This is a genomic window from Billgrantia montanilacus, assembly GCF_003336675.1.
GTDB lineage: Bacteria > Pseudomonadota > Gammaproteobacteria > Pseudomonadales > Halomonadaceae > Halomonas > Halomonas montanilacus.
Window position 1 is genome coordinate 1 of the sequence record NZ_QPII01000022.1, and the last position, 17,983, is coordinate 17,983.

Here is a 17,983-nt window from a genome sequence, read left to right on the forward strand (position 1 = left end):
TCAACCACTGGATCCGGTACTACAACGAAGAACGGCCGCATCAGTCTTTGGGCTATGTGGCACCCCGAGCACACCCCGCATTAGTGGCGTAGGGTGTGCAGAAACCAGGGGGTCATTACAGGCCCGACTTTTCCTACCTCTCCTGGTTCTCCATGCTGTTCGCTGCGGGCATGGGCATTGGCCTGATGTTCTATGGTGTCTCGGAACCCATGTCGCACTTTTCCAGCGCCATGGGTGGTACCGCCATGGAGAATGGCGTTCGCACCGACTGGGCACCGCTAGGAGCGGCTGCCGGCAACGCACAGGAGTCGGCTCGCCTGAGCATGGCGGCCACCATCTTCCACTGGGGCCTTCATCCCTGGGCGATCTACGCCATCGTGGCGCTGGCTCTGGCCATCTTCGCCTTCAACAAGGGGTTGCCGTTGACCATGCGCTCGATCTTCTACCCGATACTGGGTGAGCGCATCTGGGGCTGGCCGGGCCATATCATCGATATCCTGGCGGTATTTGCCACCCTTTTCGGCCTGGCAACCTCACTGGGCCTCGGTGCGTCGCAGGCCGCCGCCGGACTCGGTTACCTGTTCGGCATCCCGGACGGTAACTTGACCATGATGCTGCTGATCGTCGGCATCACGCTGATCGCCATCCTCTCCATCGTTGCCGGCGTGGACAAGGGCGTGAAACGGCTTTCCCAGCTCAACATGGTGCTGGCCTTCCTGTTGCTCGCCTTCGTCATCGTGGTCGGGCCCACGCTGGTCATCATGACCGGATTCTTCGACAGCCTGCTGGCCTATGTCACCTACCTGCCGGCGCTCTCCAATCCGTTCGGCCGCGAGGACGCCAACTTCAGCCAGGGCTGGACCGCCTTCTACTGGGCCTGGTGGATCTCCTGGTCACCGTTCGTCGGCATGTTCATCGCACGCATAAGCCGTGGCCGCACCGTACGCGAGTTCCTCATCGCCGTGCTGCTGGTGCCGTCACTGGTCTCTGTGCTGTGGATGTCCGCCTTCGGTGGTACCGGTATCCACCAGTTGGTCTCGGCAGGATTCGAAGGCGTCCAGAACGCCGCACTCGAACTGCAGCTGTTCGTCATGCTGGCCGAGCTGCCGCTGGCAGCCATCACTTCCTTCATCGGCATCGTGCTGGTCGTGGTCTTCTTCATCACCTCGTCGGACTCCGGCTCACTGGTCATCGATACCATCACTGCCGGCGGCAAGGTCAACGCACCCAAGCCCCAGCGTGTCTTCTGGGCAACTGTCGAGGGTTTGATTGCCATCGCCCTGCTGCTAGGCGGTGGGCTCGCGGCACTGCAGGCCATGGCGGTCTCCACCGGTCTGCCCTTCACCCTAGTGCTGCTGGTGGGCTGCTACTCTATCGTCAAGGGGCTGATGAGCGAGCCCCGTAGCAGGTCAGCTCTCAAGCCATCCGTCGGCTGAACCTGTCGACACAGGGGGGCCTACGGGCCTCCCTGACACAGATGGCGACAACGAAAAGAGCCCCGCACATGCGGGGCTCTTCTCGTTGTCGGCCAGGGCGGTGACTGACCCAGGAGTGTCTTGAGGCGGGCTAGAAATCGACCACCACGTTGCCCTTGGGCGTACTGCAGCATGAAAGAATATAGCCTTCCGCAACATCCTCATCGGTGATGCCACCGTTGTGCTCCATTACCACCTCGCCGGAAGCCAGCGGCACCCGACAGGTGCCACAGATGCCCATGCCGCAGGCCTTGGGGATGTGCAGCCCGAGCTTGGCGGCAGCGGAATGCACCGTCTCGCCCGGCTGAATGCGCACGCTCTTGCCGGAGGTGCTGAACTCCACACTGAGCATGTCGGCGACATCGACCTCCTCTGCCTCGGCCTCGGCCTGTTCAGCCAGTTCCAACACGTCCTCACGCACATCCAGCGGTGTGGCGCCGAAGGACTCCTCATGATAGTGGCTCATGTCGAAGTTGTTATCGCGCAGGATGTGCTTGATCGCATTCATGTAGGGCGTGGGGCCGCAGCAGAAGATCTCCCGCTCCAAAAAGTCGGGTGCCATCAGCTCCAGCATCGGCTGGGTCAGATACCCGCGATAGCCGGCCCAGGCCTCGCCGACGTCATCCTTTTTCTCGCAAACGATATGCAGCTTGAACTCGGGGATTCGCGAGAACATGTGCACCAGTTCGCGATGGTAGATGACGTCGCGCGGGGCACGCGCACTGTGGATGAATTCGACGTCGACGCTGGCGTTGGTGTCGAAGAACCAGCGGGTCATCGACATCAGCGGCGTAATGCCCACGCCACCGGAGAGGAACAGCACCTTGTCGGCGGGAAAGTCGATCGAGTTGAAGTTGCCCACCGGACCGTGTACGGCAAGTTCATCGTTGACCGCAAGGTTGTCATGCAACCAGTTGGAGACCTTACCGCCAGGCACTCGCTTCACTGTGATCGAGAAGCTGTAGGGGACCGATGGCGAACTGGAGATGGTGTAGGAGCGCATGATCGATTCACCATCGATCTCCAGCTCCAGTGTCACGAACTGCCCCGGCTTGAAGAAGAACAGCACCGGCTGCTCTGCCATGAAGCAGAAGGTACGCACATCCCAGGTCTCCTGAATCACCTTGACGCAGCGCACCATGTGGCGGCCGTTGGCCCATGTCTGGGTAGTGACAGGATTGAGGAAGTTCATTGTCATATCTCGTGTCGCCAAGGGTAAGCAAGGAGGTTGGGGCCAGCCGTTCAGTGGCTAGAGCGTTGTTTGAGGGCATTTTGAGGGGTGGGTGACGCCCCCCATTGTTCTGCCAGCGACATCGACTTGCCTGAAGGGGTCAGACGGTCAAGCCATCGACCAGACCCAGGTCGTAACCACGCCTGTGAGCGTCGCTGCAAGGCATGGACCCATCTCGACGCTGGACCACACTCTGCTTGCCTCCGATGCTCCCGCAAGGTCACGGATGACGCGAAACCCCGTTCCAGCCCGTCACAAAGGATGCCCTTGATGTCCACTGCCACACCCTCACCGCTCGACGACCCGCTCTCTGCCATTCGTCATGATGTGGCCTGCCGTCTCGACAACCGCCAGCCTGGGTTCTCACTGGCACAGCCGTTCTACAACGATGGTCAGCTCTTCGCCCTCGACATGGAGGCGATCTTCGAGAAGGAGTGGCTGTTTGCCGGCATGAGCTGCGAGATACCGGCCAAGGGGAACTATCTTACCCTGGACGTGGGCGACAACCCCATCATCATCGTCCGCGGTGCCGAAGGTAACATTCACGCCTTTCACAATGTCTGCCGCCATCGCGGCTCGAGGCTCTGCACCCAGTCACGCGGCAAGGTGGCTAAACTGGTCTGCCCCTATCATCAGTGGACCTATGAGCTCGACGGCCGACTCCTGTTTGCCGGCAGCGATATGGGCGGCAACTTCGATCTCGCCGAGTATGGGTTGCGCCCCATTGCCGTAGAGAGCGCAGGCGGCTTCATCTTCATCTGCCTGTCCGACACGCCCCCCTCCATCGACGAGTTCCTGGCGAACGTGTCGCGCTATGTGGCACCCCATGACCTGGAGAATGCCAAGGTCGCAGTGGAGTCCACCATCGTCGAGCAGGCCAACTGGAAGCTCGTGATCGAGAACAATCGCGAGTGCTATCACTGTAACGGCGCCCACCCGGAACTGCTCAACTCGCTGCAGGAATTCGACGATACCGACGACCCCCGCGCCACCGACGCTTACAAAGCCCTGGTCGCAAGAAAGCAGAACGATTGGGATGCGCTGGATATACCCTGGGAACTGCAGCGCCACGGCCGCCGGAATCGCCTGACCCGCACTCCACTGCTCGAAGGACGCGTTTCCATGACCATGGACGGCCAGCAGGGCTGCAAGCGGCTGCTTGGCGAACTGACCGACCCCGACATGGGTTCGCTGCGCATCCTGCACCTGCCCAACTCCTGGAACCACGTCATGGGCGATCACGCGGTGGTCTTCCGCGTCATGCCACTGGGGCCGCAGCAAACCGTCGTGACGACCAAATGGCTGGTACACAAGGACGCGGTTGAGGGCGTCGACTACGACCCGACGAGCCTGCGGCGCGTTTGGGATGCCACCAACGAGCAGGACCGTCGGCTGGCCGAAGAGAACCAGCGCGGCATCAATTCGAAGGCCTACTCACCGGGACCCTACTCACCCACTTATGAGTTCGGCGTCATCGACTTCATCGATTGGTACTGCGAGCGACTGCAGGAAAATATCGGGCAGGTCACACCGAGCCTTCAGATAGTACGCAGCTGAAGAGCGCACCTGCTGAAGCCCGCACTCTGCTCAAGCAAGTCCTCAGTTGATCTGCACGCCATACCTGACGGGACCCGCCTCTGCGCGGGTCCCGTCGTTTCGGCTCGCATTGTTTCGACACGCGACATGACAAGGTCAACAGCGATGACAAAGCCAACAGCGGTCAGGCCGATGGCCACGGATCCTGACATGGCTTGGCGCATGGAACAACGCCCCCAACTCTCTCGAGTCGGGGGCGTTGTCCCAGTACGCTACGTTGATTAAACCCTGCTATTCAAGGGCAGGCAACAGGACCTCATCCAGTGCTGCCCTCACCGAAGGCAGCATGATGTCGGTCCGCTCGCCGAGTGCCTGCACCAGCTCCTGAAGACCGGCCACGCCCGTCTCGTCATGCTGCAGCAGTGCCAGGCGGGCGCTGGTTTCCGGGCTGGCTCCCTCGGGAATACGAATACCGAGCGCCACCAGGCGATCACGGAAATCATCGTCATCGATCAAGTCGACGATCATCATCGGTGTGCTCTCCTCTCCTGCTCTACCATGGCTGTTTGCATGACTGACCGTTCCACATCACATGGCGCGACCTGGTCTATACGCTCTCCACCGGCGCCGACGCATTCGCGCGGCTCAAGCGACAGGCAGCATACTTGAACTCCGGGATCTTGCCGAAGGGATCCAGCGCCGGGTTGGTCAGGATATTGGCAGCAGCCTCGGCGTAGCAGAACGGCACGAACACCATGCCCTCGGGCATGGCCGGGTCGGTACGTACCGACAGGGTGATGCTCCCCCTGCGCGTGGTGATGGTAATGCCGGAGCCGGGCTCCACCCCCAGCCGACGCATTTCAGCCGGTGCCAGGGTCGCCACCGCTTCCGGCTCCAGGTCGTCGAGCACCTGGGCTCGCCGGGTCATGGAGCCGGTATGCCAGTGCTCCAACTGGCGCCCGGTCGTGAGCACGACCGGGTACTCGGCATCGATCGGCTCGTCCGGTGGCAGCGGCAGTGTCGGCGAGAAGGATCCGCGGCCGCTCTCGGTGTGGAAGGCATCGCTGAATACCACATCGGCCCCCGGCTCGTCGTCTGCCGGGCAGGGATAGGTCACCGACGCCTCCCGCTCCAGGCGCTCCCAGCTGATGTGATCCAGCGAAGGCATGCCCTGCTTCATTTCCGCGAAGACGTCGCGGGGGTGATCGTAGTGCCAGTCGAGGTCGAAGCGCCGGGCGATCTCCTGGATGATCCACCAGTCCGTCCGGGCTTCCCCGGGCATGGGCACGGCGGCGCGGCCAAGCTGTACCTGTCGGTTGGTATTGGTAACGGTGCCATCCTTCTCCGGCCAGGCGGAAGCCGGCAGTATCACATCGGCGAACTGCGCGGTCTCGGTCACGAACAGATCCTGCACCACCAGGTGTTCCAGTTGTGCCAGGGCACTGCGGGCATGCGCCAGGTCCGGATCGGACATGGCAGGATTCTCGCCCTGGATATACATGCCCTTGATCGTGCCGTCATGAATGGCGTGCATGATCTCCACCACGGTCAGCCCCGGTTGCTCGTCCAGCGGCGTATTCCAAAGCTCTTCGAAAGCGGCACGAACCTGGGCATCCGCCACGGGCTGATAGTCGGGTAGCACCATGGGAATCAGGCCCGCATCGGAGGCCCCCTGGACGTTGTTCTGCCCACGCAGCGGATGCAGGCCTGTGCCCGGACGCCCGATCTGGCCGCAGGCCAGCGCCAGCGAGATGAGGCAACGAGCGTTGTCCGTGCCGTGGGTATGCTGGGAAATACCCATACCCCAGAAGATCATTGCTCTCTCCGCGGTGGCATAGACACGCGCCACTTCACGGATGGTTGCCGGATCCACACCGCAAGCCCCGGACATCGCTTCGGGGGTCATGGGCGCCACATGGTCCTTGAGCGCTTCGAACCCCTCGGTGTGTTGGGCGACATACGCCTCGTCGTAGAGGCCCTCGGTGACGATGACATTGAGCAGGGCATTGAACAACGATACGTCGGACCCTGGCTTGAACCGCACGCTGAGGTGGGCATAGGCATCCAGCATCTGGCCACGGGGATCAATGATGATGAACTTGGTGCCGCGCTTGGCCGCCTGCTTGAAGAAGGTCGCTGCCACCGGGTGGTTGATGGCCGGATTGCAGCCGGTGAGGATGACCACGTCGGCCTTTTCCGCCTGCATGAACGAGGCCGTGACCGCCCCCGAGCCGATGCACTCCATCAGCGCCGCCACCGAACTGGCATGGCACAGCCGAGTACAGTGATCGACGTTGTTGGTGCCGAAACCGGTACGTACCAGCTTCTGGAACAGCCACGCTTCCTCGTTGGTGCACTTGGCGCTACCGAAGCCGGCCAGCGCAGCGGGGCCATGTTCGACCTTGAGCCGCTTCAGGCCATCGGCGGCCATATCCAGCGCCTCGTCCCAGCTCGCCTCACGAAAATGAGTCAGCGGCGCGGCAGGGTCAAAGGCAGGGTCGAGCCCCTTGGGCACCCCGGCCTTGCGGATCAAGGGCCGGGTGATTCGTGCGGGATGATTGGGGTAATCGAAACCGAAGCGGCCCTTCACGCAGAGACGATTCTGGTTCGACGGGCCGTCGCGTCCTTCCACGAACAGGATCCGGTCATCCTTGACGTGATAGGTCAGCTGGCAGCCTACGCCGCAATAGGGGCAGACCGAATCGACCTTGCGATCGGCCGCACGGGAGTCGCCATGGCCGGCCGGATCGACCAGGGTGGCCGGCATCAACGCGCCGGTAGGACAAGCCTGAACGCACTCGCCGCAGGCCACACAGGTGCTATCCCCCATGGGGTCGTCGAAGTCGAAGACGATCTTCGACGCCGCGCCCCGATGAGCCATGCCGATGACGTCATTGACCTGGACTTCACGGCAGGCTCGTACGCAGAGATTGCACTCGATACAGGCATCGAGGTCGACGGCCATCGCCGAGTGGGAGCGGTCCTGGGTCAGCGAGGACTCGCGATCGGCCACATGATGCACCGTCGGCTGGCTACGCTCGCCCTGCTCAGGCAGCCACTGGCGCACCGCATCGGCATCGACGGCAAGCTGGTCGGCCATGGCCCAGAAATGGCTGGAGCGGTCAGGGCTCGCATGGCGAGCGGGCTGGTCGACGGCAAGCAGCTCCATGACGCCCTCACGCGCCACCCGGGCACGATCGGAGGTAGCACTCCTGACCACCATGCCGGGAGCGGCCTGGCGCAGGCAGCTCGCCGCCAGAATGCGCTCGCCTTCGATCTCGACCATGCAGGCACGGCAGTTGCCGTCACTCCGATAGCCCGGCGCATCCTTGAAGCAGAGATGGGGAATGGTCTCGCCGACGCGCTTGGCGACCTGCCACAGGGTTTCCCCCGGCGTGGCGCTGACTTCATGCCCATCCAGGGTCAGGGTAAAGGTTTCCTGATTCATGGTTTCATCCCCTGACAATCACGTTCTGATCGGCCAATTCGGTACGAAAATCCTTGAGCAGACCGAGCACCGGATTCGGCGCCGCCTGGCCCAGCCCGCAGATCGAGGCGTCCATCATCACCTGCGACAGGCGATCCAGCGCCGCTGCATCCCACTCCGGGCGCTCCAGCAGGGTCAGCATCTTCTCACTGCCGACCCGGCACGGGGTGCACTGGCCGCAGGATTCGTCGGCGAAGAAGGCCAGCAGGTTGGTGGCCACCCCGCGCAGGTCATCCTGGTCGGAGAGTACGATGATAGCGGCGGAACCGATGAAGCAGCCGTGCTCCTGAAGGGTGTCGAAGTCCAGGGGGACGTCAGCCTTGCTCGCCGGCAGGATACCGCCGGAGGCACCGCCCGGGAGATACCCCAGCAGGCGGTGCCCGTCTGCCATGCCACCGCAGTACTCATCGACCAGTTCGCGCAAGGTGATGCCGGCCGGCGCCAGATGCACGCCGGGATAACGAACCCGGCCGGAGACCGAGAAGCTGCGCAGCCCCTTGCGGTCATGCCGCCCCTGGCTGGCGAACCACTCGGCGCCACGCTTGTGAATGACCGGGATCCAGTAGACCGTTTCCACGTTGTTGACCAGGGTCGGCCGGTCGAAGAGCCCCTTCTGGGCCACGAAGGGAGGACGATGGCGCGGCTTGCCCGGCTTACCCTCCAGCGACTCGATCAACGCCGACTCCTCGCCGCAGATGTAGGCCCCGGCACCGCGACGCAGGACCACGTAGCCGGGGTCGACCAGACCGGCCTGCTCCAGCTCTTCGGTCGCCTCCCGCAGTACCCGATGAAGGCCCGGGTACTCATCGCGCAGGTAGATATAGAGCGCCTCGGCCTCCACGGCCCAAGCGCTTACCAGGGCGCCTTCCAGGAAGCGATGCGGTTCACGCTCCAGGTAGTAGCGATCCTTGAAGGTGCCGGGTTCGCCCTCGTCGGCGTTGATGACGCAGTAGCGCGGCCCGGGCTCGGCCCGCACAAAATGCCATTTGCGGAAGGTGGGGAAGCCGGCACCGCCCAGGCCGCGCAGGCCCGCCTCTTCCATCTCCTTCATCAAGGTTTCGACCGACACGCGTCCCTCACGGCAGTCTGCCAGAAGCGTGTAGCCGCCAACGGCCTGATAGTCGGCCAGGCTGGGCCAGTCGATGGGATCGGGATGCAGCTCCCCCGCCTCCAGGGCCGCCGTCACGCTCTCGGGGGTGGCATGCCCCAGGTGGCGATGACCCGCCTCCACCACCGGCGCGGTCTCGCAGCGTCCCATGCATGGCGCCCGCAGCACGCGCACCTCGGCAGGGTCGGCACCCTCCTCCAGCCGGGCACGAAGTGCCTCGGCACCGGCCAACTGGCAGGAGAGCGAATCACAGACCCGCAGCGTGATCGCGGGCGGCGCCTGTTGATCGTCGTGGATAACGTCGAAATGGGCATAAAAGGTCGCCGTCTCGTAGACCGCGGCCATGGGAAGATTCATGTAGCTGGACAGGGCACGAAGCGCCGCCAGGGGCAGATGCCCGCGACTATCCTGAATCGCATGCAGGTGCTCGATCAACAGGTCGCGACGGCGCATCTCAGGTTGCTCACGCTCATCGCCAATCAGCTGGCGCAGTGCCGCAAGCTCATCGATGTCGAGTTCGCGGCCGCGGGGCTTTCCACGAAAACGGCGCTTGGGATTCACGGTCTGGACGGTCATGGGGGCTCGATATTCGGTCTTGTTGGTATTGGCGGAATCATGGTGTCACTCCCCCTATACTAGGACAATGTCCGGCGCGCCAGACAATACACTGTCCCCGATGGGGCATGACGGGATGAACCTCGATGTGAACCGAGGCTCATCGCGTATCGCTACGACATACCTGGCGTTGTCGCCAGTATCAGGCACGCCTCAGGCGGCCACGCTGCCGTGGGGGTCGATGACGAATTTCTTGGCGGCACCGCCATCGAAGTCGGCGTAGCCCTGCGGGGCTTCGTCCAGGGTGATCATCTGGACATTGACCGCATCGGCGATCTTGACCTTGCCGAACAGGATCGCCTGCATCAGCGGGCGGTGATACTTCATCACGGGGCACTGGCCCGTGTGGAAGCTGTGAGACTTGGCCCAGCCGAGGCCGAAGCGCATGCTCAAGGCTCCCTGCTTGGCGGCATCATCAGCCGCACCCGGATCTTCGGTCACATACAGGCCCGGAATACCGATCTGGCCGCCAGCGCGGGTCAGTGACATTGCCGAGTTCAGTACGGTGGCCGGAGCTTCCTTGCCGTGGTTGCAACCACAGGCGTGAGCCTCGAAGCCAACGCAGTCGACAAAGGCATCGACCTCTCGCTCGCCAAGAATCACCTCGATCTTGTCGGCCATGTCGCCGTCCTGGGTCAGGTCGATGGTTTCGCAACCGAAGCTCCTCGCCTGGGCCAGGCGCTCCTCGATCATGTCGCCGACGATCACGCAGGCAGCGCCGAGCAACTGGGCGGAAACCGCCGCCGCCAGGCCCACGGGGCCGGCTCCAGCGATATAGACGGTGCTACCGGGGCCGACTCCGGCGGTAACACAGCCGTGGAAACCGGTGGGGAAGATGTCCGAGAGCAGGGTCAGGTCGCGGATCTTCTCCATGGCCTGGTCGGTGTCCGGGAACTTCAGCAGGTTGAAGTCGGCGTAGGGCACCATGACGTACTCGGTCTGGCCACCGACCCAGCCGCCCATGTCCACGTAGCCGTAAGCCGCGCCCGGGCGCGCCGGGTTGACGTTGAGGCAGATGCCCGTCCGCCCTTCCTTGCAGTTACGGCAGCGGCCGCAGGCAATGTTGAAAGGCACCGAGACCAGGTCACCTGGCTGGATGAATTCGACGTCGCGTCCGCACTCGACCACCAGGCCGGTGATCTCGTGGCCCAGCACCAGGCCGGAGGGCGCGGTGGTGCGTCCACGCACCATATGCTGGTCGCTGCCGCAGATGTTGGTGGTAACGACCTTGAGGATCACGCCGTGGTCGCATTTGCGATTACCGAGAGCGAGTTCAGGATAAGGAATGGACTCGACGTCGACCTTACCCGGGCCCTTATAGACGACGCCGCGGTTGGCTTGACTCATGGCTGACTCCTGTACTTGTTGTCAGGGTATGACTGAGGGGTGAAAGACGACCTTTCCGATCGTGCTGCTCCAGCCTATGCCTTCCCGGGTTCGCCACTTGCCTAAAAGAGGCATCGACATGCCTGTGCAAGACAAAAGGCGACGCGGTCTATCGCAGCACGCCTTCTGCCTCGATCAGCTTCAGGATCGCCTCGGCGCCCTGCTCCGCCGAGACGCCCTCCAGCACCTGACCACTGCCGCCCTCCGCCTTGGCGGCGGCGGCCTTGAAACGATCTCGGGCCGAAGCGGCCTTGACGATCTTCAGGCGCTTGGGTCGTTTGCGGGCCGGAGACAGCTGCCACTGGGCCAGTTCCTGATCGGGCTCAGCGACCACAGGGGTCGCCTCGAGCTCGGCCCGACGAGCCGGGCCGAAGGCGCTCTGGCGCGCCTCTGGCGCCGCCCCATCCACGCTGACGATGGCCGGCAGGCGCACCTCGAGGCGCCGCCGCTGGCCCCGCGGCAGAGCCTGCAGCACCGTCGCCACGCCGTTCTCCACCTTCTCCACCGCGGCCAGTCCGTTGACCAGGGGCCAGCCCAGGCGCTCGGCCAGGGCATAGGGCAACAGTCCCGAGCCTTCGCCGCGCTCCGCCCGGGCGCCGGTGATCACCAGCTGCGGTGGTGCCGCGGCCAGGTGCTCGGCCAGGGCAGGGATGGCATCGCTGCCCTCGGCCTGCTCCAGCAGGGTCAGGGTGTCCAGCCCCATGCCCAGGTAGCCGCGCAGCGCCGCTTCACTCTCCTCGCCGCGCGGGCCGGCATGCAGCAGTCTCACCCGGCTCCCGGGCAGCTGACGCTCCAGGCCCAGGGCCAACTCCAGCCCCCGGGCATCCTGATCGGCGCGACGGGCACGCCCAGTGATGGGGTGGCGGCCCACCGAGACCAGTACCGCCACCTCGACTCCCTGCTGCTCAGGCCGCATCGCGCTGCCCTCCTCGCTGCTGTTCCACCTTGGCCACCAGGGCGGCGAGGATCTCGGCGCTATCGCCGATCACCGCCAGGTCGGCGCGCTTGATCATGTCGCATCCGGGATCGAGGTTGATGGTCACCACCTTGTCGCAGCTCTGAATGCCCTGCAGGTGCTGGATGGCCCCCGAAATGCCCACCGCCAGATAGACCCGGGCGGTGACCCAGGTACCGGTGGCCCCCACCTGACGGTCCCGTGCCATGAAACCGTCGTCCACGGCGACCCGGGAGGCCCCTTCGGTGGCCCCCAGCACCTTGGCGGCGTGGTGGAAGCCGTCCCAATCCTTGACGCCGTTGCCGCCGGAGACGATGAACTCCGCCTCGGCCAGGGCCACCCCGGCGGGATCCACCGCCACCTGGCCCAGGTCCTCGATCCGCGACAGGGCGCTGGGAATCGCCTCCGCCAGGCTCAGGGGCTCGGCGGCGTGACGGGTCTCGTCCACCGGCTCGGCGCATTCGGCCAAGGCCAGGGCGACCCGCGGCAGGGGCCGCTGGATATCCAGGCTCTCCGCCGCGCCGCGGGCGGTACAGCGCCAGCCCAGCGGCGCCTCGCCATCGGCCTCGATCTGCCAGACGCCGGTGGCGGGCCGCTCACCCAGACGCAGCGCCAGGCGCCGCCCCAGGTCGGCCCCACCCAGGGGCGAGTCGGGCAACAGCCAGTGACGCGGTGCCAGCTCCCGCTCCACGGCGGAAAGCGCCGCCAGGCGCGCCTCGGGGGCGAAGCCGACGTAGGCGTCGTCGTCGAGGTGCAGCAGCCGGTCGATGCCCGCCTCACCGAAGGCGTCCTCCTTGTGCTCGCCGAACACCACCGCCAGCACGGCACCGGGGTGCTCCGGATCGGCATCGGCCAGGTGCCGAGCCAGGCCCAGCAGGTCCTTGTCATGGCCGGAAAGGCGCCCGCCGGAGAGTTCCGGCACCACCGCCACCAGGAAGGCCGGGGCCTCGATGATGACGTTGCGACGGCTATCCTGGGCGGCACGGGTGCCTTCGGCCGCGGCCTGACCGCCCTGCTGGGCACCGCTGCGGTCGATACGCTTGACGCCATTGGGGCCGATAAAGCCGATGGCATGAGGATTCTTGCGAACCACCCCGTTGGGCCCCAGCCACTCGCTGGCGGCCCCGACACCCTGCTCGGCGAGCACGCTGAGGTGCTCGGGATGCAGGCGGTTACGGGCGATCCACTCGCGACGTGGATCGCGGCGACGAATCTCGCTCATCAGCTCACCTCCTCGGCGGTCGTCTTGTCAGCAGACCGGGGGGGCGCACCGGCGGCCGGTTTTTCCATCTGAGTATTCGCCACCAGGGCGTCGGCCACCAGCTCGGCGATATCACGCACCTCGGCGCTGGCATCCACCACGCCCTCGAGCATGGCGGTGCACTGGGGGCAACCCACCGCCACCAGCTCGGCCCCGGTCTCGCGCACATCGTTCATGCGCATATCGGGAATCCGCCGCTCGCCGGGAATATCGGTGATCGGCGCCCCGCCACCGCCGCCGCAGCAACGCGAGCGGAAGCCGGAGCGTTCCATCTCCTTGACCTCGATGCCCAGCGCCTTGAGCACGTTGCGCGGCGCCTCGTATTCGCCGTTGTAGCGGCCCAGGTAGCAGGGGTCGTGATAGGTGACGCTGCCGCCCTTCCAGGGCGCGAAGGCCAGCCGGCCGGCGTCGTACAGCTCGGCGATAAAGGTGCTGTGGTGAAGCACCTCGTACTGGCCGCCCAGCTCGCCGTACTCGTTGCCCAGCACATGGAAGCTGTGCGGGTCGCAGGTGACGATGCGCTGGAAGCGGTATTTCGCCAGGGTAGCGATATTGCGCCTGGCCAGGGACTGGAAGGTCGCCTCGTCGCCCAGGCGACGTGCCACATCGCCGCTGTCGCGCTCCTCAACGCCGAGCACGGCGAAATCCACCTCGGCGGCTCGCAGTATCTTCACCAAGGACCTGAGCGTCCGTTGATTACGCATATCGAAAGCGCCGTCGCCCAGCCACAGCAGCACGTCGGCCTGCTTGACGTCTGCCATCAGCGGCAAGTTGAGGTCCGCCGCCCAGTGCAGCCGCGAGCCGGGATCGAACCCGCCGGGGTTGTCGGTGGCGATCAGGTTGTCGAGCACCTCGGCGCCCTTGTTGGGCGTATTGCCGTGCTCCAGGGTCAGGAAGCGACGCATATCGACGATGGCATCAACGTGCTCGATCATCATCGGGCACTCCTCCACGCAGGCGCGGCAGGTGGTGCAGGACCACAGGGTCTCGTCATCGACCAGCGCCTTACCCTCACGCGCCACGATCGGCCCATGGGGAGAACCAAAATGCTCGCCCACTGGCTTACCGGGGTAGGGAGAGCCGGCATAGCCCGCATCGCTGCCGCCTGCCAGGCCCACCACCATGTCCTGGATCAGCTTCTTGGGATTGAGCGGCTGACCGGCGGCGAAGGCCGGGCAGACCGCCTCGCAACGCCCGCACTGCACGCAGGCATCGAAGCCCAGCAACTGGTTCCAGGTGAAGTCGCTGGGCGTCTCGACCCCCAGCTTGGCGTCGGGATCGTCCAGGTCCAGCGCCTTGAGGCCGGTGGAACGGCCGCCGCCGAAGCGCTCGGCCCGGCGATGGAAGGCCAGGTGCAGGGCGCCGGCGAAGGCGTGCTTCATGGGCCCGCCCCAGGTCATGCCGAAGACCATCTCGCCCAGCCCCCAGACCAACACCGCGGCCAGGATCAGGGCCAGCACCCAGCTGCCAGCGTCTTGCGGAAGCACGCCGACCGTCGTCAGGGTGATCAGGAACACGCTCAACGAGAAAGCCATCAGGCTCTTGGGCAGGCGCATCCAGGGGCCCCTGGACAGGCGCGCCGGTGGATTGAGGCGCCGCTTGGCTACCAACAGGCTGCCCACGAACATCACCGCACTGGCCGCAAGCAGCAGCCAGCCAAGGAGGCCCCCCAGGACTTCTGGAGAGCCCAGCCCCAGGCCATGCACCAGAATCATCAGTACGGCGGCGGCCACGAAGCCACCGGCGGTGGCCACGTGGGTATTGGACATCACTTTATCGCGCCCCACCACATGGTGCAGATCCACCAGGTAGCGGCGCGGCATGGCAACAAGCCCGCGGAGCAGGTCGACCTCAGCGGGTCGCCCCTGACGCCACAGGCGGATACGCCGCCAGGCACCGATCACCGCCAGGCCCAGGGCGGCGAAGATCAGGATCGGCAAGAGCGTCTCGAGCATGGTACTCACCTCATGTCTGGAACAACTAGCTTGAGCGACGGAGCTACTCCGGCGACAGACCCCGGGGTGCCGGACCACAGCGAGGGCGCTGTGACCCATCCCTGGGCGCTACATTTGCCATCCATGGCAAATGACCCTCGCAACGGCCTGCCCACGGCGCCCGCATCTCCCGCTTCGCGCTCGAGTTAAAAGTCCTTGCAGATCCGCAGGGCGTCGTAGATGGCCGCATGAGTGTTACGCGGCGCCGTGCAGTCGCCCAGGCGGAACAGCAGGAAACCGTCCCCCGCCTCGCTCAGACAGGGCTGGGGCTGAATGGCGTAGAGCGCCTCCAGGTCCACCTGCCCCTTATTGCGGGACTGCTCCTTGAGGGCGTAGTAGAGGGCCTCGTCGGGACGCACGCCGTTCTCCACCACCACCTGGTCGACCACGCGCTCCTCCAGGGAGCCGGTGTACTCGTTCTCGAGCACCGCCACCAGACCATCACCCTCACGGTAGACCTTGTGCAGCAACAGGTCGGAGGTCATGATCACCTCCTTCTCGTAGAGGCTGCGGTAGTAAGTCGGGAAGGTGGTGCCGCCCACTGCCGCGCCCGGCTTGATGTCGTCGGTGACGATCTCGACCTTGGCACCCTTGTCGGCCAGGTAGTCCGCCGCCGAGAGCCCGGAGAACTCGCAGATGGTGTCGTAGATCAGCACGTTCTTGCCCGGGGCCACCTTGCCCGAAAGGATGTCCCAGCTACTCACCACCAGGCTCTCCTCGGGATTCTCCGAATAGCCCCACTGCGGATCCTGCTCCAGGAAGGGATGGCCGCCGGTGGCCAGCACCACGATATCCGGACGCAGGTCGAGCAGCGTCGCCTCATCAGCGCGGGTGCCCAGGCGCAGGTCGATCTTGAGCCGCGCCAGCTCCAGCTGGTACCAGCGGGTGATACCGGCGATCTGGTCGCGCTGCGGGGCCTGGGCGGCGATGGTGATCTGCCCGCCGAGTGCCTCGGCGGCCTCGAACAGGGTCACTTCATGGCCGCGCTCGGCGGCGACCCGGGCCGCCTCCATGCCGCCGGGACCGCCGCCCACCACCACCACCTTGCGCTTGGGGCCCTCCGTCTTCTCGATGATATGGGGCAGGCCCATGTACTCGCGGGAGGTGGCGGCGTTCTGGATGCACAGCACGTCCAGGCCCTGATACTGGCGGTCGATGCAGTAGTTGGCACCCACGCACTGTTTGATCTGGTCGATCTGCCCCATCTTGATCTTGGCGATCAGGTGGGGGTCGGCGATATGGGCGCGGGTCATGCCCACCAGATCCACGTAGCCGCCCTCCAGGATTCGCTGTGCCTGGTTGGGGTCCTTGATGTTCTGGGCGTGGATCACCGGAACGCTGACCACTTCCTTGATGCCTGCCGCCAGGTGCAGGAAGGGCTCCGGCGGATACGACATGTTGGGAATCACGTTGGCCAGGGTGTTGTGGGTGTCGCAGCCAGAGCCGATCACGCCGAAGAAGTCCACCTGGCCAGTGGCATCGTAGTAGGCGGCGATCTGCTTCATGTCCTCATGGGAGAGGCCGTCCGGGTGGAACTCGTCACCGCAGATGCGCATGCCTACCACGAAGTCATCACCGACCTCGGCGCGCACCGCCTTGAGCACTTCCATGCCGAAGCGCATGCGGTTCTCGAAGCTGCCGCCCCACTGGTCCTCGCGCTTGTTGACCCGCGGACTCCAGAACTGGTCGATCAGGTGCTGGTGCACGGCGGAGAGCTCGACGCCGTCGAGGCCCCCTTCCTTGGCCCGGCGCGCGGCCTGGGCAAAGTCGCCGATGATTCGCCAGATATCCTCCTCCTCGATGGTCTTGCAGGTGGAGCGGTGCACCGGCTCGCGAATACCGGAGGGCGACACCAGGGTCGACCAGTCGTAGCCGTCCCAGCGCGAGCGACGCCCCATGTGGGTGATCTGGATCATGATCTTGCCGCCATGCTTATGCACTGCATCGGCAAGGTTCTGGAAGTGTGGAATGATCCGGTCGGTGGAGAGATTCACCGAGCTCCACCAGCCCTGGGGGCTATCGATGGAGACCACCGAGGAGCCGCCACAGATGGCGAGACCACAGCCTCCCTTGGCCTTCTCCTCGTAATACTTGACGTAGCGGTCGGTGGTCATGCCGCCGTCGGTGGCGTGCACCTCGGCGTGGGCGGTACTGACCACTCGATTACGAATGGTGAGCTTGCCGATCTGGATCGGCTCGAAGAGTGCCTCGAATGCCATGGATATCTCTCCTCGTCCCCAGGATTAGTGGGCGGCGCCGGTCAGCGGTTTAGTCTCGAAATAGCCCACATCGCAGCCTTCCTCGGCGGCGCTCTGGGTCTGCTCGGCGACAGTGCGCAGGCTGCTGCCGCGTGCCGCCAGGATCTGGTCCATGGCGCCGGCGAACCAGCCGGTGAACATGTACTCCACCTTGCGGCCCACCTTGCCCAGTTGGTAGACGAAGGCGCTGTGCTCCAGGCGTACCCGGCAGGTTCCCGCCTCGAGGTCGATCGCCTCGGTGTTGAACTTGCCCCAGCCGCGCTGAGAAAGTCGCGTCATATAGTGCTCGAAGACCGCTTCGCCCTCGAGGCCATGGCATTCGGCCTCCTTCTCGCACCAGTGCCAGGCGCTCTTGTAGCCGGCGTGGTAGAGGATTTCGGCGTACTTCTCTGCACCCAGGGCCTCTTCGACGGCGACATGGTTGTTGATGAAGAAGTGGCGCGGCACATAAAGCATGGGCAGGGCATCGCTGGTCCAGACGCCGGTCTCGCTATCCACTTCGATGGGCAGTTCGGGGGCCATCTTGGTCACGGTCATATTCCTTGAAACTTGATGATTGTTATGGCGTTGCAGGCAAGATCATCGCTTGAACGGCGGCGCCCGGAGCTGGTCCGGCGACAGCCCTGCGAGGAGGCGCTGTGAATACATCCCTGTACGCTACCGATTCCTTCCCTGGA

Annotated in this window: 13 protein-coding genes; 3 read left to right on the forward strand and 10 right to left on the reverse strand. The window is 64.7% G+C overall.

Annotated features, from left to right (window positions below):
- Positions 1-92, forward strand: a 92-nt coding sequence (locus DU505_RS23155) for an integrase core domain-containing protein (protein WP_147273081.1), incomplete at its 5' end; no start/stop codon positions are given.
- Between the two features lie 3 nt (positions 93-95).
- Positions 96-1,436: a BCCT family transporter gene (locus tag DU505_RS19895; protein ID WP_281271465.1), complete on the forward strand. Its 1,341-nt coding sequence runs from the start codon at positions 96-98 to the stop codon at positions 1,434-1,436.
- Positions 1,437-1,566: 130 nt separating this feature from the next.
- Here DU505_RS19895 and DU505_RS19900 read toward each other — a convergent pair whose 3' ends face one another.
- Positions 1,567-2,673 carry an FAD-binding oxidoreductase gene (locus tag DU505_RS19900; RefSeq protein WP_114480710.1) on the reverse strand — a complete coding sequence of 369 codons (1,107 nt, stop codon included), beginning with the start codon at positions 2,671-2,673 and terminating at the stop codon, positions 1,567-1,569.
- Between the two features lie 303 nt (positions 2,674-2,976).
- Between DU505_RS19900 and DU505_RS19905 the strand changes: the two genes are divergently transcribed.
- Complete coding sequence (locus tag DU505_RS19905) at positions 2,977-4,263, forward strand: aromatic ring-hydroxylating oxygenase subunit alpha (RefSeq protein WP_114480711.1); 1,287 nt, start codon at positions 2,977-2,979, stop codon at positions 4,261-4,263.
- Between the two features lie 270 nt (positions 4,264-4,533).
- Here the strand turns inward: DU505_RS19905 and DU505_RS19910 are convergent, their stop codons facing one another.
- From DU505_RS19910 to DU505_RS19950, 9 genes are all read right to left on the reverse strand, one after another.
- The gene (locus tag DU505_RS19910; protein WP_114480712.1) at positions 4,534-4,773 is read right to left on the reverse strand and encodes a hypothetical protein; all 240 of its coding nucleotides are present in this window, start codon (positions 4,771-4,773) and stop codon (positions 4,534-4,536) included.
- 76 nt (positions 4,774-4,849) lie between these two features.
- Positions 4,850-7,690 carry a formate dehydrogenase subunit alpha gene (gene fdhF / locus DU505_RS19915; protein WP_114480713.1) on the reverse strand — a complete coding sequence of 947 codons (2,841 nt, stop codon included), beginning with the start codon at positions 7,688-7,690 and terminating at the stop codon, positions 4,850-4,852.
- 4 nt (positions 7,691-7,694) lie between these two features.
- Positions 7,695-9,413: an NADH-ubiquinone oxidoreductase-F iron-sulfur binding region domain-containing protein gene (locus DU505_RS19920; protein ID WP_114480714.1), complete on the reverse strand. Its 1,719-nt coding sequence runs from the start codon at positions 9,411-9,413 to the stop codon at positions 7,695-7,697.
- A gap of 192 nt (positions 9,414-9,605) precedes the next feature.
- Positions 9,606-10,799, reverse strand: a complete 1,194-nt coding sequence (gene fdhA, locus DU505_RS19925) for a formaldehyde dehydrogenase, glutathione-independent (RefSeq protein ID WP_114480715.1) — start codon at positions 10,797-10,799, stop codon at positions 9,606-9,608.
- 148 nt (positions 10,800-10,947) lie between these two features.
- Complete coding sequence (gene etfB / locus DU505_RS19930; RefSeq protein WP_114480716.1) at positions 10,948-11,754, reverse strand: electron transfer flavoprotein subunit beta; 807 nt, start codon at positions 11,752-11,754, stop codon at positions 10,948-10,950.
- Positions 11,744-13,015: an electron transfer flavoprotein subunit alpha gene (gene etfA / locus DU505_RS19935; protein WP_114480717.1), complete on the reverse strand. Its 1,272-nt coding sequence runs from the start codon at positions 13,013-13,015 to the stop codon at positions 11,744-11,746. The genes etfB and etfA overlap by 11 nt, the downstream gene beginning before the upstream one ends.
- Positions 13,015-15,009 (reverse strand): (Fe-S)-binding protein, encoded by a 1,995-nt coding sequence (locus DU505_RS19940; protein WP_114480718.1) that lies wholly within the window; start codon positions 15,007-15,009, stop codon positions 13,015-13,017. Before DU505_RS19940 ends, etfA begins: the two co-directional genes overlap by 1 nt.
- 185 nt (positions 15,010-15,194) lie before the next feature.
- On the reverse strand, positions 15,195-17,267 hold the full coding sequence (gene dgcA / locus DU505_RS19945) for a dimethylglycine demethylation protein DgcA (protein WP_114480719.1): 2,073 nt from the start codon (positions 17,265-17,267) through the stop codon (positions 15,195-15,197).
- Between the two features lie 24 nt (positions 17,268-17,291).
- The gene (locus tag DU505_RS19950) at positions 17,292-17,837 is read right to left on the reverse strand and encodes a DUF5943 domain-containing protein (RefSeq protein ID WP_114480761.1); all 546 of its coding nucleotides are present in this window, start codon (positions 17,835-17,837) and stop codon (positions 17,292-17,294) included.
- Positions 17,838-17,983: the final 146 nt, after the last annotated feature.

Bases quoted from the DNA above. Each gene is read 5' to 3' on its own strand.
- DU505_RS19900 (WP_114480710.1), bottom strand. From the start codon at position 2,673: ATGACAATGAACTTCCTCAATCCTGTCACTACCCAGACATGGGCCAAC.
- DU505_RS19905 (WP_114480711.1), top strand. From the start codon at position 2,977: ATGTCCACTGCCACACCCTCACCGCTCGACGACCCGCTCTCTGCCATT.
- DU505_RS19910 (WP_114480712.1), bottom strand. From the start codon at position 4,773: ATGATGATCGTCGACTTGATCGATGACGATGATTTCCGTGATCGCCTG.
- fdhF (WP_114480713.1), bottom strand. From the start codon at position 7,690: ATGAATCAGGAAACCTTTACCCTGACCCTGGATGGGCATGAAGTCAGC.
- DU505_RS19920 (WP_114480714.1), bottom strand. From the start codon at position 9,413: ATGACCGTCCAGACCGTGAATCCCAAGCGCCGTTTTCGTGGAAAGCCC.
- fdhA (WP_114480715.1), bottom strand. From the start codon at position 10,799: ATGAGTCAAGCCAACCGCGGCGTCGTCTATAAGGGCCCGGGTAAGGTC.
- etfB (WP_114480716.1), bottom strand. From the start codon at position 11,754: ATGCGGCCTGAGCAGCAGGGAGTCGAGGTGGCGGTACTGGTCTCGGTG.
- etfA (WP_114480717.1), bottom strand. From the start codon at position 13,015: ATGAGCGAGATTCGTCGCCGCGATCCACGTCGCGAGTGGATCGCCCGT.
- DU505_RS19940 (WP_114480718.1), bottom strand. From the start codon at position 15,009: ATGCTCGAGACGCTCTTGCCGATCCTGATCTTCGCCGCCCTGGGCCTG.
- dgcA (WP_114480719.1), bottom strand. From the start codon at position 17,267: ATGGCATTCGAGGCACTCTTCGAGCCGATCCAGATCGGCAAGCTCACC.